The 22,337-nt window shown below is 67.2% G+C and carries 18 protein-coding genes; 6 read left to right on the forward strand and 12 right to left on the reverse strand.

What is annotated here, in order from left to right:
- Positions 1-117 precede the first annotated feature (117 nt).
- Positions 118-1,110 carry a DUF1152 domain-containing protein gene (locus NIE79_RS15370; RefSeq protein WP_238679282.1) on the forward strand — a complete coding sequence of 331 codons (993 nt, stop codon included), beginning with the start codon at positions 118-120 and terminating at the stop codon, positions 1,108-1,110.
- 109 nt (positions 1,111-1,219) lie between these two features.
- Here NIE79_RS15370 and NIE79_RS15375 read toward each other — a convergent pair whose 3' ends face one another.
- A complete protein-coding gene (locus tag NIE79_RS15375) occupies positions 1,220-1,999 on the reverse strand; it encodes an alpha/beta fold hydrolase (RefSeq protein WP_238679227.1) in 780 nt (259 codons plus the stop codon).
- Positions 2,000-2,179: 180 nt separating this feature from the next.
- On the opposite strand from NIE79_RS15375, the gene NIE79_RS15380 reads away from it, so the two are divergent.
- Complete coding sequence (locus tag NIE79_RS15380; RefSeq protein WP_238679228.1) at positions 2,180-2,788, forward strand: TetR/AcrR family transcriptional regulator; 609 nt, start codon at positions 2,180-2,182, stop codon at positions 2,786-2,788.
- A gap of 93 nt (positions 2,789-2,881) precedes the next feature.
- On the opposite strand, the gene NIE79_RS15385 is transcribed toward NIE79_RS15380, so the two are convergent.
- From NIE79_RS15385 to NIE79_RS15405, 5 genes are all read right to left on the reverse strand, one after another.
- Positions 2,882-4,321, reverse strand: a complete 1,440-nt coding sequence (locus tag NIE79_RS15385; RefSeq protein WP_238679229.1) for a dihydrolipoyl dehydrogenase family protein — start codon at positions 4,319-4,321, stop codon at positions 2,882-2,884.
- A gap of 1 nt (position 4,322) precedes the next feature.
- A complete protein-coding gene (locus NIE79_RS15390) occupies positions 4,323-4,880 on the reverse strand; it encodes a hypothetical protein (protein WP_238679230.1) in 558 nt (185 codons plus the stop codon).
- 77 nt (positions 4,881-4,957) lie between these two features.
- Entirely contained in the window at positions 4,958-5,257 is a 300-nt protein-coding gene (locus NIE79_RS15395) for a hypothetical protein (RefSeq protein ID WP_238679231.1), read from the reverse strand.
- A gap of 286 nt (positions 5,258-5,543) precedes the next feature.
- The gene (locus NIE79_RS15400) at positions 5,544-6,779 is read right to left on the reverse strand and encodes a low temperature requirement protein A (protein ID WP_238679232.1); all 1,236 of its coding nucleotides are present in this window, start codon (positions 6,777-6,779) and stop codon (positions 5,544-5,546) included.
- Between the two features lie 167 nt (positions 6,780-6,946).
- Complete coding sequence (locus NIE79_RS15405; RefSeq protein ID WP_238679233.1) at positions 6,947-7,456, reverse strand: hypothetical protein; 510 nt, start codon at positions 7,454-7,456, stop codon at positions 6,947-6,949.
- A gap of 188 nt (positions 7,457-7,644) precedes the next feature.
- Between NIE79_RS15405 and NIE79_RS15410 the strand changes: the two genes are divergently transcribed.
- The gene (locus NIE79_RS15410) at positions 7,645-8,889 is read left to right on the forward strand and encodes a PQQ-dependent sugar dehydrogenase (protein WP_238679234.1); all 1,245 of its coding nucleotides are present in this window, start codon (positions 7,645-7,647) and stop codon (positions 8,887-8,889) included.
- A 135-nt stretch (positions 8,890-9,024) separates the two neighbouring features.
- On the opposite strand, the gene NIE79_RS15415 is transcribed toward NIE79_RS15410, so the two are convergent.
- Positions 9,025-9,717, reverse strand: a complete 693-nt coding sequence (locus NIE79_RS15415) for an SMI1/KNR4 family protein (RefSeq protein ID WP_238679235.1) — start codon at positions 9,715-9,717, stop codon at positions 9,025-9,027.
- Positions 9,718-9,997: 280 nt separating this feature from the next.
- Between NIE79_RS15415 and NIE79_RS15420 the strand changes: the two genes are divergently transcribed.
- Both NIE79_RS15420 and NIE79_RS15425 read left to right on the forward strand, forming a co-directional pair.
- Complete coding sequence (locus tag NIE79_RS15420) at positions 9,998-12,115, forward strand: double winged helix-containing putative transcriptional regulator (protein WP_238679236.1); 2,118 nt, start codon at positions 9,998-10,000, stop codon at positions 12,113-12,115.
- 211 nt (positions 12,116-12,326) lie between these two features.
- A complete protein-coding gene (locus tag NIE79_RS15425; protein WP_238679237.1) occupies positions 12,327-12,887 on the forward strand; it encodes a DinB family protein in 561 nt (186 codons plus the stop codon).
- 228 nt (positions 12,888-13,115) lie between these two features.
- On the opposite strand, the gene NIE79_RS15430 is transcribed toward NIE79_RS15425, so the two are convergent.
- From NIE79_RS15430 to NIE79_RS15450, 5 genes are all read right to left on the reverse strand, one after another.
- A complete protein-coding gene (locus NIE79_RS15430; RefSeq protein WP_238679238.1) occupies positions 13,116-17,114 on the reverse strand; it encodes a protein phosphatase 2C domain-containing protein in 3,999 nt (1,332 codons plus the stop codon).
- 32 nt (positions 17,115-17,146) lie between these two features.
- Complete coding sequence (locus tag NIE79_RS15435) at positions 17,147-17,944, reverse strand: hypothetical protein (RefSeq protein WP_238679239.1); 798 nt, start codon at positions 17,942-17,944, stop codon at positions 17,147-17,149.
- A 331-nt stretch (positions 17,945-18,275) separates the two neighbouring features.
- Positions 18,276-19,097, reverse strand: coding sequence for an alpha/beta fold hydrolase (locus NIE79_RS15440; RefSeq protein ID WP_238679240.1), 822 nt, complete (start codon positions 19,095-19,097; stop codon positions 18,276-18,278).
- Between the two features lie 19 nt (positions 19,098-19,116).
- Entirely contained in the window at positions 19,117-19,686 is a 570-nt protein-coding gene (locus NIE79_RS15445; RefSeq protein ID WP_238679241.1) for a DJ-1/PfpI family protein, read from the reverse strand.
- 90 nt (positions 19,687-19,776) lie between these two features.
- Positions 19,777-20,520, reverse strand: coding sequence for a GntR family transcriptional regulator (locus NIE79_RS15450; protein WP_238679242.1), 744 nt, complete (start codon positions 20,518-20,520; stop codon positions 19,777-19,779).
- A 387-nt stretch (positions 20,521-20,907) separates the two neighbouring features.
- Between NIE79_RS15450 and NIE79_RS15455 the strand changes: the two genes are divergently transcribed.
- On the forward strand, positions 20,908-22,272 hold the full coding sequence (locus tag NIE79_RS15455; RefSeq protein WP_238679243.1) for an extracellular solute-binding protein: 1,365 nt from the start codon (positions 20,908-20,910) through the stop codon (positions 22,270-22,272).
- Positions 22,273-22,337: the final 65 nt, after the last annotated feature.

A 22,337-nucleotide genomic window follows, 5' to 3' on the forward strand; every position in this document is an offset into this window, starting at 1 on the left:
GGCCCGCTCAGCCTCGCAGGTTGGGACGAGGTCAGTGCGATCCGTCCAGGAACCCCCGTACGACGACGTCACCGCCGGTCGCCGGTGTCATCCCGCCTCAGTGATCATTGACCGGTGATGACCCCTGCGGCGGCGCCGGCCGACTCCGGTGCGTTCTCGTTGGCCGTTCCGCCACTGTTCGCCGCCTTGGCTCCGGCGCGGAGCATCCTCATCGCCGGCGCGGGCGGCGGTTTCGACGTCTACGCGGGCCTGCCCCTGGCGATCGCCCTGTGGCACGCCGGCGCGCAGGTGCACCTGGCCAGCCTCTCCTTTTCGGAACTCGAGTTGATCGACCGGGACGCGTGGGTGGTGGAGAACCTCGCAGCGGTTCAGCCGGACACCACCAGCCCCGACTGGTACTTCCCCGAGCGGACGCTCGCCCGATGGCTGGCGGCTCAGCAACTGCCGTCGACGGTGTACGCGTTTCCGCCGCTCGGTGTCCAGCCGTTGCGGACCGCGTACCGGCATCTGGTGGAAGACCTCGACATCGACGCGGTGGTGCTGGTCGACGGCGGCACCGATGTGCTGCTGCGTGGCGACGAGAGCAACCTCGGCACTCCGGTGGAGGACATGACCAGCCTGGCCGCCGTGGCCGCGCTGGACGTACCGGTCAAGCTGGTGACCAGCCTGGGCTTCGGCATCGACGCCTACGACGGCGTCAACCATGTCGAGGTGCTGGAGAACCTGGCCGCGCTCGACCGCGACGGTGGTTACCTCGGCGCCCTGTCCATCCCCGGTTCCAGCCGGGAGGCGAAGCTCTACCGCGCTGCCGTCGCTGACGCCCAGGCCGCTACCCCGCAGCGGCCGAGCATCGTTCAGGGACAGATCGCCGCCGCCACCAACGGCGAGTTCGGGGACGTCCGATTCAGCCGACGCACCGGCAGTGGCGATCTGTTCGTCAACCCGCTGATGGCGATCTACTTCACAGTCGATCTCGACAAACTCGCGGCCCGATGCCTCTACCTCGACCGCATAGAGAACACCATCGGTAGACGGCAGGTCATCACACGCATCCAAGCGTTCCGCGACGAGCAACTGCGCTCGCGCATCCCCCGCGCCTTCCCGCACTGATCCGGCACCGCGCATATCCGGCCAGCACACGGCGCGGTGTCACTCGATTAGACGGCGGCTGTCCGACTCACCGAAGGATCACCGCAGGCTTCGGACGCTCAAGCCCTCGTCAAGCGTGACGGCTCTTGGACATCTGCATCGAGCGTGTGGTGGCGCGGGCGGCGGTGTCGATGAGGTCTGCGACCGGGCCGGGTTGCGAGACCGCCACAGCGTGGGAGGCGGCGATCTCAACCGCCGTGGACCCCGCCCGGTCGGCCAGGAAGCGCTGCAGGTCTGGAGGAATGCCCTGGTCCTGGGTGGTGATCAGGGTCCAGGAGGGGATCGTCTTCCAGGCGGCCTTGGTCACGCCCTCCTCTTGGGCGCTCGCCGAGGCGGGTCGCTGCGTCGCCGCCATGATTGTGGCGGTTTCGGGGTCGACATCGGCGGCGAACACCTCGGGGAACTTGTCCTGCAGGAGGTACTGATCCATCGTCGTGCCACCGTCATCGGAGGGGATCGGCACCATGCTGATGCTGGAGGGGAGCTGACTTCCGGGGTACCTGCCGACCAACTCGATCACACTCTCGCCTACGTCCGGGCTCACGCTGGCGACGTACACCAGGGCCTTGACGTTGCTGGCACCGTCCGCGGCCTCGGTCATGACCAGCCCGCCGTAGGAATGGGCGGCCATCACGACCGGTCCGGGCAGGCTGTCCAAAAGAGCCCGAACGTACGCGGCGTCCTTCTGCACACCGCGCAGCGGGTTGGCGACCGCAATGACCGGATAACCCCGACGCTTGAGGTTGGCAATCACCCCATTCCAACTCGACGAGCCGGCGAATGCGCCGTGAATCAGCACAACTGTCGGCATCCCTGCCTCCTGGGCAGACATGTCAGGAGCAGCGCTCATCTGGAGTCCTTTCAAGAGGCTCCGCCGGCGATCCCGGCTCCGGTACCTTGCAGCACCCAGAATCCAGCATTGATCAGGCCACTGTCTGCGAGATCGAGAATGAAGCGCCGCGCCGAACGTCGGAGCGAAATGCCTGACAGGAACCAATCAGACCGAACGTTCTATCGCTAAGATGGTGGGATGGCGAGCGACGAACGTAGTGCCCGGCCCTCTGAGGCACGCCTCAAGCTTCTGCGCACGGCGACCAGGATCTTCTATGCGGAGGGTATTCACGCCGTCGGCGTCGACCGGATCATCGCCGAGGCGAAGGTGACCAGGGCTACCTTCTACCGCCACTTCCCCAGCAAGGACGACCTCATCCTGGCCTACCTGCGTGAGGTCCATCGGCTGGAGCGCGGCATGGTCGACGAGGCACTCGCCGCCAACCGCTCGCCGGTCGATCCGCTCCTGGCCATCGCCAATTCCATCGCTCAGAACATCCAGTCCCCCGGGTTCCGCGGATGCGCGTTCCTGAACGCAGCGGCGGAATATCCCGACACGAACCATCCCGTGCACCAGGAACTCACGGCCCACCGACAATGGTTCCTGGACACCATCACCACGCTCATGGCGCAGGTCCACGAAGGAACGGCAGATCCCGCGGCGCGCCACTTCGTCATGCTCCGAGACGGCGCCATGGCGGCCGGATGCCTCTCCGACCCCACATTGGTGTCCGAGACCTTCCTGCGCGGTATCGAAGGACTTCTCAGGATCAACTCGGAACGTCAGTCGACTGAGGCGGCCCGTTAGCCGCAGCGCGACCGCCCCGCAGGGCCTCGTGCCGGGCCACCCCCGGACGAGCGGACTCGACCGGGGGTGGGGCGGACGGCCGCACGGCTCGGGTCAGCGGCCGTACGCCTCCAGCAGGCGCAGCCAGACCTCGCTGACTGTCGGGTACGCGGGCACGGCGTGCCACAACCGCTCCAGTGGGACCTCCCCGACGATGGCGATCGTCGCGGCATGGATCAGTTCCGCGACGTCCGGGCCGACGAGGGTGAGGCCGACGATTACCCGACGGTCCTCGTCCACGACCATCCGGGCATGCCCCTGGTAGCCGTCGGCGTGCAGCGCGGACCCGGCGACGGCGGCCAGGTCGTAGTCGACGACCCGGATGCGCAGTCCGGCGGCCTCGGCGGCGGCCGCGGTCAGCCCCACCGACGCGACCTCCGGATCGGTGAAGACGACCTGCGGCACCGCGCGCTCGTCAGCGGTGGCGACGTGCCGACCCCACGGGCGGTCGTCTGCCGCTTCGCCCCTGGCCCTCGCCACGATCACGTCGCCCACCGCGCGAGCCTGGTACTTGCCCTGATGGGTCAGGAGCACACGCCGGTTGACGTCCCCGGCCGCGTACAGCCATCCGTCGCCGATCAACGCACCGGCACCGTCGATGACCCGCAGGGTGTCGTCGACAGTGAGCCAGGCGCCCGGCTTCAGGCCGATCCGGTCGAGGCCGACGTCGTGCGTGTTCGGCGTACGGCCGATCGCGACGAGGATCTCGTCGGCCTCGACCTGTCCGCCGTCGGTAAGCGTGACGTGCACAGGGCCGTCGCCGTCGCGGCTCACCGACGCGGCCTCGGCACCGAGGTGGACCGACACACCAGCTTCCCGCAGAGACTGCGTGACCCGCTCGCCGACGAACGGCTCCGCCTGGGTGAGCACTCCGTCGCGCACGAGCACCGTCACCGCCGATCCGAGGCCGGCGTACGTGGTCGCCATCTCTGTGGCCACCACGCCACCGCCGATGATGGCGAGCCGGCCGGGCACCTCGCTCGCGGCGGCTGCCTCACGGCTGGTCCACGGTGCCGCCTCGCGCAGACCCGCGACGTCCGGCACCAGTGCGCTACTTCCGGTCGCGATGACCACCGCGTGTCGGGCGGTGAGCGAGGTGGTGGCGCCGTCCGCGCCGGTCACCTCGACGACCCGGTCGGAGCCGATCCGCCCCTGGCCCCGATACAGGGCGATCCCCGCAGAGTTCAGCCAGGACACCTGCCCGTCGTCCTTCCAGTGCGAAGCGAAGGAGTCCCGGCGACGCAGCACGGCCGCCGCGTCCAACTCGCCGGTCACCGCCTCGCGGGCTCCGGGCAGCTGACGAGCCGCCCGGAGCGCGCTCTGGCTGCGCAGCAACGCCTTGGTCGGCATGCAGGCCCAGTACGAGCACTCACCACCCACCAGTTCCCGCTCGACGATCGCGGCGGTCAGGCCGCCCTGCACGACGCGGTCGGCGACGTTCTCCCCCACCGGCCCCGCGCCGATGACGATGACGTCGTACATGGCGTTCTGCACGTCAGTTTCCCTTCGCTGCGCGGCCGAGGCGGATGGCCGCGATGAGGAAGAAGATGGCGCCGGGGATGGCGTAGCCGATCGCGTTGGTCAGCGCAGGGTTGTCCGCGGAGGCGGCCGCGAAGAACGATCCACCGGCGATGACGGAGATGCCGCCGCTAATGATCATCGGCCACTGGCCACCCATCCTGCGGCGGGTGACGCCCACGATCAGCTGAACCAGCCCGGCCACGACCGCCCAGGCGCCCCAGACGCGCAGGACCGCCGGGATGCCGGAAGCGCCGGCGATGCCCAGGCCCACCGCGGCGAGCAGGCTGATCGCGACGTTCACATACAGCAGGGTGGGCGATCCGGTGGCCCGCGACGCGCGGACATCGACGATGGCGGCGGCCACGTCGAACAGGGGGTAGATCACGAGCAGGGCGGCGGTGAGGGGGTTGAGGTGCTTGGCCAGGGGGAACGTCACGGCAGCCCAGACGATCGCGAAGGCGAAGCGACCGAAGTACAGCCGCCGCAGGGCGGCGGCCGTCGTCGAGATGCCGGGAACGGCAACGGTGGTCATGGTCATCCTCTCGGTGTTTCCGGAGCGAAGGGACGCCCAGCGGGGATACGGGCCGCCGCCGGGACGGGACGGCGGTGCTACTCGATGTTCGAGAACAGCCCCGTGATCTCCACTTGAGCGCCCTGGAGCCCACCGAAGACGGCACCGGCAGCGGGCGTCGCCACTGCGGCAGAGGCGTCCTCGTAGCTGGCGAAGTACAGGTCGAGCGTCCGATACGCCGGGGTGGGCGTGCCGTCCTCCTTCGGCCACACCTTGGCCGACTCGACCCGCTGAAGCTTCGGGAACGTCTCCGCGGCCCGGCGTACGTCGGCGTAGACCTTCTCGAACTCGTCGGGGTTCGCGGGACTACCGATGACAAGGGTGATCTTGGTGGGCACGGCGCTCTCCTTCAGGCACAACCACACACCTGACCAGTGCCAGGTGGAACGAACGTTCTGTCTGTGAGAACCGTACTGGCTCAGACCCCCAGCGTCAAGACCGACCGTTCTATCTACCGACAAGCGATCGTGGTCCGATACGCGGGTGAGAAGCACCGGCTGGACATCAGCCGGCGCGCCGCGTGCCTCGTTGGGCGGTTACGCGGCGAAACGGGTTGATCGCGGCGATCGACCGGTCCGAGTCCGCTTCGGTCGCACCGGGACGGGACGCGGGAGTCCCGCTGCGTCACGCCTCGGAGTCGCGATCTCCGGACGCCTCTTGTCCGATCGGCGAGGCGGGAACCTCCTGCGACTGGCCCCGCCTTCGCAGCGCGCCGAGGAGCGCGACCACTGCCAGCACGGCGGCCACCACGCTCAGCCCGACCATCGGCGCCCAACGTGTCAACACCGGCGTGACCAGCACCAGGGCGGCCAAGCCGATGATCTGGGGTCGGGAGGCCTTACCGAAGATCTCGTACTCCAGCCGCATACGGGCGACGAGGAAGAGCATCGGGCCGCCCACCACGAACAGCAGCCAGCTGGGCCGCGGCTGCCCGAACGGATGATCGATCACCAGTTCGTAGCCGACCGCCGTGACGAGCACGCTGAGCACGATCAACAGATGCGTCCGCTCCGATAACGCGCCCAGCCGGCCGGGCATACCCGCCCGGCCGAACGCCTCCGTCAACAGCAGACCGGCGCGGTAGAAGTAGATCCGCCAGAGCAGCGCGCTGGTGGCGAACGCGACCGTGAAGGCGGCAGCCCGCCCTGCGGAATAGTCCGCGCCGCTGAAGACCACGCCGATGACCAGAATCGACTCACCGAGCGCGATGAGGAACATCTGCTGATAGCGGTCGGCGAGATGGGTCCCCGCGATCCGCCACCGACCTACCTTCGAGACCCCGAGCCACGGCAGCGGCCAGCCCAATGTCCAGGCGAGGTAGTCGACAGCGAGGGCGACAATCCACAGCGGCAGGCGGAGGTGATCCGGGCCCAACGCGCCGGTCAGCCACAGCGGCGCGCTCGCCAAGGCCCACACGACAAGCCGGAACGGCACCAGCCGTCGCGGATGTCCACGCAGCGCCACGGCGACCACGAGCGGCCGCACCACCATCACCATCAGGTACGCGACAGCGAACGGCAGCGCACGCTCCTCCATGGCGCGCGGCAGCGTCACCGCCATGATCAGGCTGGCGAACATGGTGCCGACCACGACGGCCTGAATGATCGGCTGCTCCGGTTCGTACCGGCTGGTGATCCAGGCGGTGTGCGACCAGATCAACCAGAGCGCCAGAAAAAGCAGCAGGGTACGCCCGAACCCCATGACGAGCGCCCAGCCGGTGTCATCACCCAACCCGGCGAATCGTTGCGAGACCCGGGTGAGGGCCACAACGAAGGCCAGATCGAAGAACAACTCCAGGAACGTCGCCCGACCCGAACTCGTTGGAGGGCGCAGCAGCTCAGCACCCCGCCCCGCCGCCATCGTCAGCCTCCGTCCGCCCCCCGCTACCAACGAGCCGGCCGCCAATGGAGTTGCGTCAGCCTCACCTGGTGTCTGACGTGGCACCGCACGCTGCTGTCAGCGAGGCGCAGATCCTGCGGCTGAGCGCCGTTGACGTGTACCTGTCGCCGGAGGGTTGTAGTCACCGGTCATGGCACGAACGCGGATGGCAGGCCGAGTTCGGCCCGGGCAACCTCGATGAATCGGCGCTCGGCCTCCCACAGGGCGTCGAACCGATCGGCGGGCAACGCCTCAGCGTCGCTACCCGCCCGTGTGGCAGCCAGGAGCCGGGCCTGGCGCACCAGCTCCGACGAACCGCTCACCACCTCGACCTGACCGGCCACCAGCCGAAGCGCGGTCTTCGTGCTCTCCAGTCGCTCCCGGTAGCGACTGCCCTCGTCGTCGAAGAACGGCATGAGATCACCCGGATCACGCGGGCGCGGCACCGCGGTGATGCGGGCGGTCGGGTTGAGGACGTAGGCCACGTACTCCCGGACCGCGCCGATGAAGTCGGTGTACGCGTTCAGCCGGATGTCCCGCCACTGTCGATCCTGGTCGCGCCGCCACAGTCGGTCCTGAGCCCGGACGGTGAGCCATCCGCCGATCAGGACCGCCAGCATCGTCGTCGTCGCGGTGACACCCACCTGGATCAGACTCACCGGCACCACCGTTCGTATCGATCGGTGGCTCACCCTACCGCCCGTTGTCATTCGCTCCGGACGTCGCGCGACAGCTCGGGTTCGGTCCGTGCCCGCGAGGTGGCAAGAGTTGGATATTGACTAGAGCCAATGTATCGTGGGAACGCTCCCAGACCGCGTCCACCACCCACCTGCTCGAGGAGCTGAACATGTCACGACGACGTCGTCGCCCGGCCGCCATGCTGGCCGGGTTGCTTGCTCTGGCCTTGGCCGCGTCCCTGTCGCCAACGGCGCCGGTAACCGGCACCGCCGCGGCCAGCCCATCCAAACCCCGCGCTGTGCCACTCGCCGAGCTGACAGTGGTTTCCGAACGTGTGGCTTTCGGTCTGCAGCGTCCGATCGCGATCACCGGGCTGCCGGACGGCCGGATGCTGATCGCGGAGAAGAACGGCACTGTCCGCTCCTACCACCCCGACACCGGCCTGGCTCCCGACCCGGTGATCGACCTGAGCGCCCGGATCGACACGTCGGACAACGAGCGCGGCCTCCTCGGCATCACTCCGGCGCCGAACTTCGCGCGGACCGGGATGCTCTACGTGGCCTACACGAGCCTGCCGGCCGGCGCGCTGACCCTGGCGCGAGTGCCCATCAACGCTCCTGATCGGGTGCAGGTGCTGCTCACCCAGGAGCACGCCGAGTACGGCAACCACAACGGCGGCCAGGTGGCGTTCGGTCGCGACGGCTACCTCTACTGGTCCCTCGGCGACGGTGGCTACGCGAACGACCCCTACAAGAGCGGCCAGAACCTCGGCACCCTGCTCGGCAAGATTCTGCGGATCGACGTCAACCGCAGCTGCGGGGGAAAGCCCTACTGCGTGCCCTACGACAACCCGTTCGTCCGCACGGCGGGCGCACGGCCGGAAATCTGGGTCTACGGGCTGCGCAACCCGTGGAAGTTCTCCATCGACCCGGCCGACAACTCGCTGTGGATCGGTGACGTCGGCCAGGGCCTGATCGAGGAGATCAACCACGTCCGCCCGTCCCAGCGTGGCGCGAACCTCGGCTGGTCCTGTCGAGAGGGCACGCCGGTCTTCGACGAGACGCAGTGCCGGCCGGGCGTGCGGCTCACCGACCCAATCGTCGAGTACGACCACTACATGACGGAGAACTGCTCCATCATCGGCGGCCTGGTGTACCGGGGATCCGTCACCCCGGAGGCGCGGGGCACCTACATCGCTAGCGACTACTGCTCGACCCGCGCTTTCGCCGTGCGTCAGAAGTCCACGGGTGGCTACGAGTCCGTTGAGATCGGCACCTTCCCCACCCAGCCGACGGCGTTCGGCGCCGACGTGAACGGCGAGCTGTACGTGCTCAGTGACCTCCCGGGATGGCTGAGCAAGGTGCGGTTCGAGCGGGTCCAGCCGACCCCCACCGGCGGGGCGACGATCCGCTGAACCTCGGGACACGCCCTTGACACCAGCACTACCTCTGGGGACGGCCGCGTTCGGCGGCCGTCCCCGGACTGTTGCCGGCTGCGATCGTCCGCCTTCGACAGTGGGCTACCACCGACGCGTTCGGCCCGCCTCGGCTTAGAAGAGGGTCGGTTGCGCCGGATGAACGAACTCTCGATCGGGCTGACGGCGTATCCGCTCAGAGTTGGTCGTGCTCCACCGACTCGTAGGGTCGGGCTCAAGGTGCGGCTGCTCGAGGCATCCGTTGAGCCACCCGTCGAGCCAATCCACAAGCGAAATCCCTTCCGAGTAGAACGAGTGTTCGCCGAGCCCCGAGTTCGGGTCAAAGCCCCACATCATCGCTCCCCGGCCTGCGCAATCGACATACGAGTAGATCGCACATCCCCAATGGGCGATCGGCAGCAAGCCGGCGGGTTCCCGAGGGTTGAGCCGATCAATCGCCGTACGTCCGAGATCGTCCGTGCAACCGCCAGCGACGCCCAGCACGGGACCGAAGCCGCCATTGGCGACCTCCAAGTAGATGCGTCGAAGCAGAGGCGGCAGCGGATGCCCAAGCGCCTGCTCAGCGTCGTTTACAGCTTGAACGGAAGCAGGTTCAAGCGGCGGCAGCGGGTCGACGGCGTCGGCTGCCAGCGCGGCAAGGTGCTCCTGCGATCCACGTGCCACCAGCCACCGGGTGCCCTCGGGCATGGGATCCAGCACCCACACGCCGTTCGCGTCAGGGCGGCCAGGGCGGATGTACACGTCATCGCTGTAGTCACGAGCTGCCACGCGAGCGGCGATGCGCCGCAATACTTCATCGTCGCGCATCCGCCCAGTATCGTGCGCCGGTCGGCCCGGTTGGTGCCCGCCCGAGGCCGCCAGCATGCCGAGGGAGGCAACCAGCGACCTATCCAAGAGACGAGTCCATGACCGACGCGCACAGCTCTTCCCACGATGGACGCGTCCGCGGCAACTCCGTTCTTCAACTCCGTGGGACCTGTGCGCCCTAAGCAGATCGCCATGAACCCTCATAGGTGACCGTTAATCGGATTGACGTACCACTTGATGGTATTGATAACTTATTGAATGGGCATCTAGGATGTCTTCCATGACGCACCGTGATCCGTTCGGCCGGTCCCAAGGTCTCGCCGAACAGAGGGCGCTCTGGCGCAGGCAGGCCAGCGCGATCCCGGGTCTGCTCGGCGGTAAGGCGGTGTGGCTCCCGCTGGTCCTCGAGCTCGTCAGGCAGGTCGGTGAGGGGCACGCGGTCGGCCTCGACACCAAGCCTGAGTTGTCGTTCGACATCGGGAGCATCGAACGGCGCCAAGGTGGCGCCGCCCCCAGACTGGAGCCTGCGGCGTGGCGCGAATACTACGGCTTCCTTCGCGGCCTCAAACTCGTCGAAAACACCAGCGACGAGCTTCGCCTCACTGCGGCCGGGTTGAAACTCCAGTCCGATCCGACGCCCGCACGTCTGGCCACGATCCTGGCCGATCGCATCAGGCTATTCGCAGAGGTCCTGTCGCTGATCGCCGAGGAACCGCTCACCATCGACGAGGTCGATGAGCGCATCCGAGCGCGCTACAAGCAGCCCTGGAAGAGCAAGGGAAACACTCGCATCCGGATGGACTGGCAGGAGGTCCTCGGCCTGATCGAGGCAATTGGCAGCCGGCGGTGGGGCATCACCCAGGCTGGGCGGACCGTGCTTGCGGATCGTCTGCTGGTGGGGCCGGACGCCTTCGATGAAGCACCGGTGAGCGTGGTTGAGGTTCCTGAGGCCCCGGCCGAGATTGCTGGTCTTCTGGAGGAGTTCTCGACGTCGGCCCGCACCCACGAGTCGCGCAACACCTACAACATCTGGGTTCCGAGCCCATCGTCGAATCCCAACAAGGTTGAGAACCTCAGAACCATCATGAACGCGGCTCTGGGAAGGGTGGAGCGAAGAGAGCTTTTCTCGTTCATCAGCGAGACGTTCGACCTGAGGAGCAGCAGCGTGGAGTCGATGCTGCCGTTCCTGCGGGCGTCGGGGCTTCTCGTCGAGGTGGGCCGGGGGGTTTTTGAGGCCACGCCGGCAGCGAGGGCCTGGGTCGAGTCAGGCGAAGACCTGAACTTTGTAAGGATTCTGCATGCGAACATGCGGTTCGTCGGCGAAATGATCCGCACGGTCGAGAACGACGTCACCCGGAACGACATGTATTCCGAAGCTGCCAGATTCGGCTTGAATATCGACAAGTGCCGGTGGATCGCCAGCTTCCTGCTGAACACCGGACTGATAGAGGAGCCGCGCTACGGTAGTCTCCGGGCCACGCCACGAGGGACTGCGCTCGCGGCCCAGCTGCCTCTGGCCGACATCCCCAGTGCCCCGCAGGAGCGTTCAGCTGAGATCCAGGACGCTCGGTTGATACCGGCAAGTGCCCAGCCCTTTGAGGTGAAGCAAAACCTGGTCCACCTCTCCCGGGAACCCCTGGCAGGAGGCGAAGGTGCCGGCCGGGCTTTCGAGAAGGCCATCTGTGACACCTTCCTCGCCATGGGCTTCGAGGCCCGGATGATCGGCGGATCCGGCGACACGGACATCCTTGTCCAGTGGCGCAACGCCGACGATTCACGGTCGACGGCGATCATCGAGGCGAAGGCGCGATCGTCTGGCCATGTCACCCATACCGACGTCAGCGATGTGGCGATCGAGACCCACAAGGGGCGCCATCATGCCAGCGGCATCGCGATCGTCGGCCCGGGTTTCACCGGTGACACCATCAAGAATATGGCGTCGCAGAAGAAGTGGGTGCTGCTGGACGCCGACCGGTTGGAAACGCTGGCGGAGGCCGCGATCGCCCTGGGGCTCCGGCCTTACGAGATAGGACAGCTGTTCCTCGTTCCGAATGGACTCTCAGATGTCGACGACCTGATCGCGGACCGCCGCCGGGAGTTGGAGATTGTGTCGTTCCTCCTCAGCAAGCTCGCCGAGGAGGAGAGCGACGCGGGCGAGCCAATTTCCGCCCGAGACATCTCCCGGGACGGACGCAGAACGGAGCTCCGCCCGAGCGTCGAAGAGATCGTCAATGCGATCGACCTCATGTCAGGCTTGCACGCCGGCGCCCTGCAGCTGGTGGACGCGGCCGACGACCCGAAGTTTGCTACGTACGTTCTCGGCGATGCTCTGGCGGGAGCAAGGCGCCTCCGCGCACTAGCCGACGCCATTGACCGCCGACACCGCGAAGCCCAATAGACCCTGCGGTCAATTTTTCCCGGCTCCTCTCCGGGCTGGTGGAACAGCCCGTGATCGAAGCGTACGAGAAGGCCGGCCCGACCCATGGCAGACGAATAAGCTGGTCCAACGGTTGACCTGGTGCCCGGAGGGGCTGCGCGGCACACCCCAGCTGCGAATACGAACAACGGTGGGCTCGCAGCCAGATCTCCGCCGTAGGTACTGTGCGGAAGTGACAAGGAGCGAGCGGATCGCGGACCAGTTGGACCGGCACTGGCACAAGAACCTGCGGCCGCGGTTGCACGGTCTTGCCGATGAGGAGTACTTCTGGGAGCCGGTGCGCGGCTGCTGGAGCATCCGCCCACGTGGCACGTCGGCCGCACCGATGTCGGCAGGTTCAGGGGAATGGACGATGGACTGCGGGTCTCATGACCCGGAGCCGGCGCCGGTGACGACGATTGCCTGGCGGCTGGCGCACATCATCGTCTCCTGCCTGGGCTATCGGGTTGGATGGCACTTCGGCGGCCAGGACGTCGACGACCAGACGTTCGCCTACGCGGGGACCGCTGACGAGGCGCTGAAACAGCTCGATGAGATGTATGGACGATGGAACGCCGGGGTCCGCGAGCTCTCGGACGCCGACCTGGAGAATCCGCCCACTGCGGGTCCCGAGCGGTTTCCCATGGAGGGCATCGTCCTGCACGTCAACAGGGAGTTGATCCATCACGGTGCCGAGATTTCCCTGCTGCGCGACCTCTACCGCTGGCAGGACGGGGCCGTACCGCACCTTTGAGTTTCTGGTGAGCCGGCGGTCGAGCACCTGCCATCTCTGATGGAAGCTGGTGGACCGCCCATGGGCCTAACGATCAGCCGACCCTTCGGGAGCCCTGGCACCCACGACAGCGACACGGCAACGCTCACCTACCGTCCGCCCGGGACAGGAACGATCTCTTCGCCCTCATCTCGGCGGACAGCTAAGGACGCCTGTCCTGCACTGGCCGGGGGGCGTGCCCACTGCGCGTCATCGCAATCTCGAATCCCGGGCCGCCACGTCCACCACGATCACGGTAGCGCTTCGCGTCCGTCCTTCTGATGAGGGGATCAGCATGCCTGCCGCCTGGTCGGGACGGCCCTTCTTCAAGAGGGCACTCCAGACGTCGGTGCGGGAGCAGGTTCCCCAGACACCACTGCTACAGATGAGGTAGCGATCTCCAGCCGACACCTCGTGCACCGAACATGCCGCCTCGATCGGCTGACCATTCAACACGCGGGACGGAACCCACCGATTGTCGTTCGCATAGACGAACTCGGGGCTGATCCGACGATCGTCGACGAGTCGTTGTGCCTCGGTCTCGTCCCTAGTGAGCTGGGTAAGTTGGCCGCCTCGGAGGCGATACACCCGGACATCGCCCACATGAACCACGCCGACCTTGTTGGCTGAGAAGAGCAGGGCGCCAACGGTGACCGCCGCCCCATTCAGCGCAGCGTCCTTCCGGACCGCTCGCAGCAGCGCGCCGTTGGCTGCCTCGATCGCCTCTCGTAAGTGCTGTTTCAGGTCGCGAGGCGCGGCCCGTTCGAGCCCTGCCATCGCATCGACCACGGCACGGCTCGTAATTTCCGCACCCGACACGCTGACTCGCCCATCCCCAACCGCGAACATCGTCGCACCGGCGTACCAGGCCGGGGCCTCCTCCGTCGCGGGGCCGGCGCCGCTCCGCCCGGCGCTGACGATGGTGAACGACGAGTCCACCTGCGGCCCCACCGCCTTGGGGATCCGGGTCGAGGTCGGGCCGAGGCCCCAGCGCAGCGACTCGTCCAGCAGGAATATTGCGTCGTCGACCGTGAACGACGACGCGGGCACGAGGACACCAGTCAGGATGCGATTGGTACTGCCCGTGGGAGGCGTGGGTGCCTCGATACGGAAGGCGAGCGTCTCATTGCCCATCCTTACCAGCAGGTCACCCTGCTCGGAGGCATGCAGGCCCTGCACCGGGGCGGCCACGTCCATCTCGTCGATAACGGTGCCGTGGATGTCCCAAGCGCGTACCGTCCCGTCCGTGTCCCCCGTAAAGAACACGAGCGCTTCGTTGACGAGACCGACCGCGGCGGACATCACCGGCGCATCGTGCCGGAGGCGAGGGCCCTCGACGCCCCGGTAGTAGATCACTGCTTCCTCCGGCTCGTCTGCCAAGCGCACGATGCGAGCCGGTTCATCATCGACGCTGAAGCACTCCGCTAGCTCAGCAACGAAGTCAATGGTGGCGAGGCGGGTGCCGGTGTCGAGGTCCCAGATGCCGCCGGTCCCGGCGTCCCCCACGGCGACCACCGAATGCCAACCCGCCATACGGCCAAGGGTAAGCACACGATTCTGGTCGCTGACCGGTACCGGACGATGAGTGTGCTCGCCGGTCAGTGGATGGACGAGAAGAATGCCATCGGCACCGGAACTGACGACGACCTTTCTTGCCCCAACGTCGCCGATGCAGAGGCCGGTGACTGCCCCCTCATGCACGCTTGGTTCAAGCCCAAGCAGGAGGCCAGTCCGCAGGTCGCGCAGGGCGATGCTGCCGTCACCGGTTCCGAGGGCCGCGTATGAGCCACCCTCGTCCACCGCCGTAGCCACGGCGGTGACCGTACGGCCCGTCGTGTCCGTGTGTATCCACGCCGGTTGCCAGAAGACGTGGGCACCGGGAACGTCCAGGATCTGCCGCAGATGCTGGGTCTGGTTGCGGCGAACCGCGGCCAGTGCCAGCGCTTGGCGCCGACGGACGGCGTCGCCCGTCGGCAGGTCCGACACTGTCCGGTAGATCGCGAGCAGCTCCAGCTTCGCGGCGTCAGTTGGGGACAGCGCCTCCGCCTCGGCCAGCACCACGGTCGGATCGGCGGCCATCAGGTATCCGATGTCCGCCATGAGTTCCGGGAGCCGGTCCGCCAGTACGGCGTGGGTGGCGGCATGACGGAGCAGGTAAGGCTCAGCGACCTCCCAATGCCAGTCGGCGGAGGCTTCCCCGCCGACCAGTTGGTCGGCCAGCGCATTGAGCAGGCCGCCCCAGACAGTCCGTACCTCGCACTGTTGTTGAAGATGGTCGGCGAGGCCCTGGTGGAAAAGTCGGTACAGGGTCGCGCCGTCGACCTCGGCACTGATCCGCAGGTAGAACCGTACGGTGTCCAGCGCGGCGAGGATCTCCTCGGCCTCGGGGGCAGGTTTGTCTGCTATAGCGGCAGCCACGTGGGCCAGTATTCGGACCGGCATCCCATCGCCCTTGGCGTGGGCCAGCGCCACTAGCACCGGTTGGACCCACGGCCCGGCAGCGCGCGTGCGCAGGTCGAGATCCAAGAGCTCGGGAAGGGTACGCGGGACGCTCCTGCCGAGCTGCTTCGCCGCGTCCTTATCGCCGATCGGCTCGTCGTAGGTGCTCAGGATGTGGGCCGCGAACAGACCCGCGACGAGGAATGCGCCCCACTCTCGATTGACGGCGTCGCCGATCAACGCATCCGCGACCTCCCAGGCGATTTGTTGCGCGTGGCCCACGTAGTCGCCCTGGTCCCAACGCTGGTCCGTGACGAGGAGGTTGTAGACGTAGCCACGTATGTCGGCGCGGAGTCGCCTCGGCTCGACCTGGTCGAGGTCCAGCACGAAACCGCTGTCGGAGTTGGCGGCGGCGAAGAGTGAGGCGAACTCCGGCAGGGGGCGCGTTCCAACCAGGATCCGCACGAGGATGCCGTCGGGACGGTTCACCCGGCTCAGGGGCAGCAGGAATTCGTCCATGATGGCGAGCTTGTCCGGCGCCTCGTCCAGTCCGTCAATGATCATCAGCGGGGCGTCGGGCATCGCAGCGACCGCCGAGACAACCTCGCCGATCGACGGCTGCCGGACGTCCGGGAGAAGTTTGAGCTGTCGCGCCACCGAGGTGACGACCTGGGACAGGGAGCGCTCGCGCGCGCTTATCGCAGCCATGTGGTGGTTCGGATACGGAGCCCGCTCAGCATGCTCCCACACCTCCCGGGTGGGCTCCCGCAACTCCGGGTGCGCCGCACAGACCAGGAGACCGATCAGGGCAGACTTTCCTGCCCCTGGTCCACCCGTGACAACACAGAGCCCGGTGCCGCCCGGGATATCTATCCACGGCACGAGAAACCTCAACTCCCGTGACCGGCCGCTGAAGCAGCCGATAAGCCGGTCGGCGGTGAGCACGCCGTATCCGGCCGCCCGGGAGAGGAAGTGAACGGCGTCCAAGGCCTCGTCGACGTCGTCGAAGAACGGAAGCAGTGCAATGTCCACTCGGTTTCGGACTTGCTGGCGGTGGCCGCTCGCGTACGCCCGGTTCGGGAAGAATGGAAGCTGCGGTGGCGGAGAGCTGATGTCGACACGGTTGGCGGTGACCCGCTGCCCCAGAGCGCCGGCTCGGCCGGCACGTCGGGTCACCTCACGACGGATTTCCCGCGCCATCGTTTCCAGGGGCGCATACGGCACCGACTGGTCGAGGTCGAGCCGGCCATCGGCGAGCTTGAGCAGGACCTCGGCGACGGCGTCACTGAACCGTCCCTCGAATGCTCGCTGCCGCGGCCCACACGCCGCGATCACCCAAGCACGGGTGCGCTCGTCGCTCTGCCTAGCCTGCCAGTGCAGTCGGGCGGCCATGCCGGCGTGGCAGAGGTCAAGGAGGAGAAGGGTATGAGGACCTGAGGGGGGCTCGTGGTCGCTGACCTGGCGCAGCCACCACTCCACGTTGGACTCGCTGTGGTGACGGCCGTCCGCCCCGACCACGTACAGTGCGTCGTTCGAGGTGATGCCGTGGCTGTAGACATGCACGATAAGCACGTCATTCGAGTCGAGCGACTGCATCGCCCCTCGCACTGCGCCACCAATCTCTGCGGCGCTGTGCGCACCGACCATAGGTGCACACTCGTAGCCCAGTTTGACCAGCGTGTCGGTCACGGCATGGACGCGTAGGCCCACCTCCGGCAGCTCCTCAAACGCGTCCGGGTGCGGCTCCTCGCCCTCTGGTGTCTGCGCCAACACTCCGATGCTGAGCGCCACCCGTCGCCGAGTCATGCCAGCCGTCCGATCTCCTCGGCGGTGACGGCTGCGGCCAGGTACCTCGAGGCGCGATGGAACTCGAAGAGCCCGAGGTTCACCTCGTGGTGTGCGTCGACGTCGAATACATCGCCCAGGCGTGGCGGGGCTGCCACGAAATCGCCGATGTCGGCAATGTTCACCCAGCGTCGGACCTGCGGGGGGCGGCGTACCAACGGCGGCCGGATCTTGTGGAACACGACGTTCGGTAGCCCGAGCGGGGAGCCGAGGGTGATTAACAGGTCCACGTCCAGCTCTGGATTCGCGCATAGCGTCTCAAAGGCGACCACCGAGCCGAGCGAGTGAGCGACCAACACGTGGGGTCGATGCTCGGCCAGCACTGTCGCCAGTCGGTCCTGCGCGTTCTGCCGGCCAGGACCATCGAGGTAGGCGGGCACCTCCCGCAGGAAGCGATCGACGAACCGATCGACGGTCTCATACGCCAGCCCGTAACGTCGACTAATCCAGCTGATGATCTGGCGTACCGGCACCGTAGCGACGCCCTCCGCCACTTCGTGCGGCGCGCCGAGCGCTAGAACCCACTCCGCCAGCTCGTGTTGCGCGCCGAACGGCAGGTTATCCGCGTTTCCTCCCTGGGGGGTGTCGCCGGTGATGCAGTCGGCGTAATAGGCCACCTGTACGGCCATTGGCACATGAGCCATCGAGGAGGTCAGGGCCGCACTCCAGATCGCCGTGAGATTGGCGGCTGCCAGCGAGACGCTTCGCTTCCGGTCGAAGTTGAAGATGCCGTGTACTCCGACAACCCGCAGCATCCAAACAGTCTATCCGCTGTGGACATTGGAGCCGGAGGACAGAATCCCGACATTGGTCTAGAGCTAGACCGCGATCATCGTCGAATGACGACCAGCGCGTCCGCGCAGCCAGTCCGTCCGTCCATCCGTCGTCTGCGCATGCCTCCGGACTTTGCGGCCCGCATGACTGGTGAGCGCCTGCCCACCCCTGCCTGCTGTTGCTCATGGGCCTGCGGCTCGCGCAGTTGTCGGGCTGCGGTGGCCGGATGTCGACTTCGAAACCAGCACGATCGCCGGCGACAGCACCCGAACCCTCGTCGACGGCGAGATCGGGGAATGGCTGTCGCAGCAGTCAGTGACCTCCCTCCCGGAGGAGGAAGCACGACAGCAGTTGCCGGAACTCGTGCGGGTGCTCGATCGCCGGCACGTGGCCGCACCGGCCGAAGACGTGCAGACGGACATCGGCCAGGTGTGCGAGCAGGGGCTGCGCTGCCGTTCCGAGCGGGGTGACTCGGTCCTCGGCGCCGTGGACGAGCAGCACGGGCGCGCGCACCGCTGCCAGCGTCTGCGCCGAGAGGGTGAGGTCGTCGACCCATCGTGCCCTGGGTGGAGGGAACAACGACGCGAATGCGGTTTCCCCCGCTCGCATAGCAGCCGCACGGGCCTCGACGGCCGAATCGGTCACGAGCGCCTGGTCGAGGACGAGGCGGCTCAGCATGTCCCGTGCTCCGAGCGGGCCGGCGGGGGCGGCCCAGAGCGCGTCGAGGTCGGCGGACAGCGGCGCCCCGGGGGCGCCCATCGTCGAGACCGCCACGACACGGGTGACCTGCTGGGGGCGCGCGGCCGCCAACGCCAGCGCCACGGCACCGCCCATGGAGTGACCCACCACGGCGTAGTCCTCGATACCGAGAGCATCCATCAGACCCGCGGCCTGCCCTGTCCACAGCCGGAGCCCACCGCTGGCGCCCGCGGGGACAGGTGTGCGGCCGAACCCCGCCTGGTCCGGAGCCACCAGGTGCAAGGACGTGCCCAGCGCTTCCGCCGTCGCCGCCCAGGCTCCGGACCCGGTCGTGCCGGGTCCGGAGCCGTGCAGCATCAGCACCGCAGGCCCGGTGCCGCTCTCCAGGACGTGGACGGGGGAACCGTCCACTGTGACGATTCGAGTTGCCGTCACCGGGGCAGGCCAGGCGTGCTCATGCCGATGCGGGGTTGACCGACTTCGAGAAGACGTCCATCATCGCCCTGCCGAATTGCGGCATGTCGGGCCATCCCCGGCAGGAGACGAGGTTGCCGTCCACGACGTCGGGAGCGTCGATGACCGTCGCGCCCGCGTTCTCCATGTCACCGGTGATGGGCGGGAAGCACGCCGTCTTCCGACCCTTCAGCAGCCCGTAGACCGCTGGCACCTGCGCGCCGTGGCACACCAGCGCGATAGGGAGGTTGCGCGCGAAGAAGTGCTCGGTGATGCGCCTGACGTCAGCGTCGACCCGGATCCACTCGGGGGCACGTCCCCCGGGGATGATCAGGGCGTCGTAGCGCTCCACGTCGACCTCGGCCCAGGGGACGTCGACCGGCAGCTTCCGGCCGTCCTTCTCCACGTAGGCGTCGGAGTTGGGGTCGAACTCGTGGATGACCAGTTGCACGTCACGCAACGTCCGTGACGAGACGTCGACGTCCCAGCCGCCCTCCTGCACGCGGTAGTAGGGATACATGGTGTCGAGCTCCTCGGCGGCGTCGCCGGTCAGGAGCAGCGCTCTGGGCACCTGCTTCTCCTCGCATCTGGGGGGCGGGTGAGGTGGATCCAATCCGATCCGATCAGGATTGAGTTAGCATTCCTGGGCCCAGCGTGCCCGTCAAGCCTCTACCGCCATTCCGGCCGCGTCCTCGATCTCGTCGAACAATCGTCGGAAACGCTCGCCCGATCGCAGGATGTGCCGACGCATCGCGTAGGCGGCGGCGTCGGGGTCACGCGCGGCGATCGCTGCCACAACTTCCTCATGCTCGGCCATGGCCAGGTGAGTGACCTGGGTGTCGTGGTGAAGCCGGAACAGGTGCACGTGGCTGTGCAGCCGAGCAAGCGCCTCTCGGATGACCTGGTTCTCCGCGCTCAGGGCGACGAGATCGTGAAAAGCGGCGTCGCGCAGCCCGAAGGCGCCATAGGCCGTGGGCCCGCTGCCCCCCTCCAGCTCGGCCATCTCCTCCAGCATCCGTCGCAGACCGGCCACCTGCTCCGAGGTTGCGCGTTCGGCGGATCTGCGCGCCGCCGCCGGCTCGAGGAGCAGGCGGACCTCAAGCATGTCCTCGAATCGGTGACGGGTGATCTGGGGAGGGATGCGGTAACCGGCATGGGGCACGCGCACGACCAGGCCCTCTGCCTCCATGCGGTTCAGAGCGTCTCGGATCGGCGTCTGCGAGACCCCCAGCTCTCGCGCCAGGACGTCGATCGTGACGCGGGAGCCGGGCTCGATCCGCAGCGACATCAGCTGTCCGAGCAGCGTGTCGTACACCTCGTCGGCGAGCCGGCCGCCCGATCTTCCCGGCGGCGTTGCGCCCGTCACGGCCCTGCGGCCCCGCGCGATCATCGCTTCGTCGTCCATCGTGACGTGAGGTCCTTTCTTGCACCTTCGGGAACCTGTTGACATCAGTCACAAGGCTGCGACATGCTGACGCCCCCAACTGGATCGTATAGGAAAAGTGACGGATGCCTGGCATCCAGCACCATCGCGGCACCGCCAGCGATCGCTCTACTTCGATCACCTGGAGCTCCCATGAGCGTGCACTGCGGCGTACTCGTGACGCCGGTCCGTGGGTCGGCTCCCGCGTCAGCCTTGCGACAGGCCTGAACAACCCAGCAACTGCTCGGCGAGGCACATAGCGAGGCTCTAGAAGTCCCCACCCAGAAAGCAGGCAGAACTATGCGGCATCCACAGCGAACAGGACGAATATCCGCTTCCCGTCGGAAGGTGCAGTTGGCGACGATGGCCATGCTGCTGGTGGCCACGACCGCGGCGGCGTGCGGCGATGGCAAGGACGACGGTGAGAAGGCGAGCGCACCCAAGGCGCCGGCGACCATCCCGGAACTCACCAAGGACCCGCTGACCCTCAGCTTCATCTGGTTCGACTGGCCGCCCGCCAAGGCGCTGGAAGCCTTCGCGAACGCGGAGTACAAGAAGGAACGGCCGAACGCGACCATCAAGGTCAACACCGTGCCGAACGCGAACTGGCACGACGCGATGTTCACCCAGTTCGCCGCGCGCAAGACGGACTTCGACATCGCGATCCTGGACTCGCAACACATCGGTGAGGCCGTGACGAACGGCAACATCCTCGATCTCACCGACTTCGTCAAGGAGAACATCGACGTCGCGGCGTACAACCCGTACCTCCTGGCGGCATACGGCCAATTCCCCCAGGCGGAGACCGGCAAGCGCGACGAGAACGCCAGCCTGTACGGACTGCCGCTGCTCGGCGACACCTGGACGATGATCTACCGCAAGGACCTGATCGGCGACAAGCCGCCGCAGACCTGGGACCAGATGATCGCAGCCGCCGAGAAGTGCCAGGCGAACAACCCTGGCGTCAGCGGGCTGGCCTTCCACCAGGCCAACGGCTCCGACGCCGCGGCCGTCACCTACAACACCGTCAACGGCGTCTACGGCGGCAACCTCTGGGATTCCAAGAACCGCAAGATCGATGGCGTCATCAACGACGCCGCGGGCCAGGAGGCGATGGACGTCCTGGTCAACAAGATGAAGCCGCTGACCGCCAAGGGATCCGGCAACTGGTTCATCGACGAGGTGAACGCGGCGGTCGCCCAGGGCAAGGCCTGCATCGCGTTCAACTGGATCGCCGCGAGCGGCGGCCTGCTCGATCCGAAGCAGTCGACGCTCGGCACCACGCGGGAGCAGATTCTCGACAAGCTGGGCTTTGCCACCCTGCCGAGCCAGAAGACGAACCTGGTCCCTCTCGGCGGTATGGGGATGCACGTGTCGGCCTACTCCGCCACGGCGAACCAGGCGGAAGCCCTGAACTTCATGGAGTGGTTCGAGCGGGCTGACGTCCAGAAGAAGTGGGCCGCGGCTGGTGGCGTGCCATCGCGTACGGACGCCCTGGAGTCGCCCGAGTTCCTCAATGCCGGGCCGTTCAACCGGGTGTACACCGACTCGGTTCCGCGGATGCGGGACATGTGGAACGTGCCCGAGTACGCACGCCTCGTCGACATCGAGAACACCAACGTGAACGCCGCTCTCAATGGCGCGAAGAAGCCGAAGGATGCGCTCGACGACATCGCCAAGGAGCAGCAGGGCGTGCTCGACTCGAGCAACCGCAAGGGTGGCGGCGGACTGTGAGTGACCCCGTCCCTTCGACGACCGACGGTTCCGGGCAGGTGGCGTCCGCGAGGCCGCCTGCCCGG

The sequence above is a fragment of the Micromonospora trifolii genome (assembly GCF_022229005.1).
In the GTDB taxonomy this organism is placed as follows: domain Bacteria; phylum Actinomycetota; class Actinomycetes; order Mycobacteriales; family Micromonosporaceae; genus Micromonospora; species Micromonospora trifolii.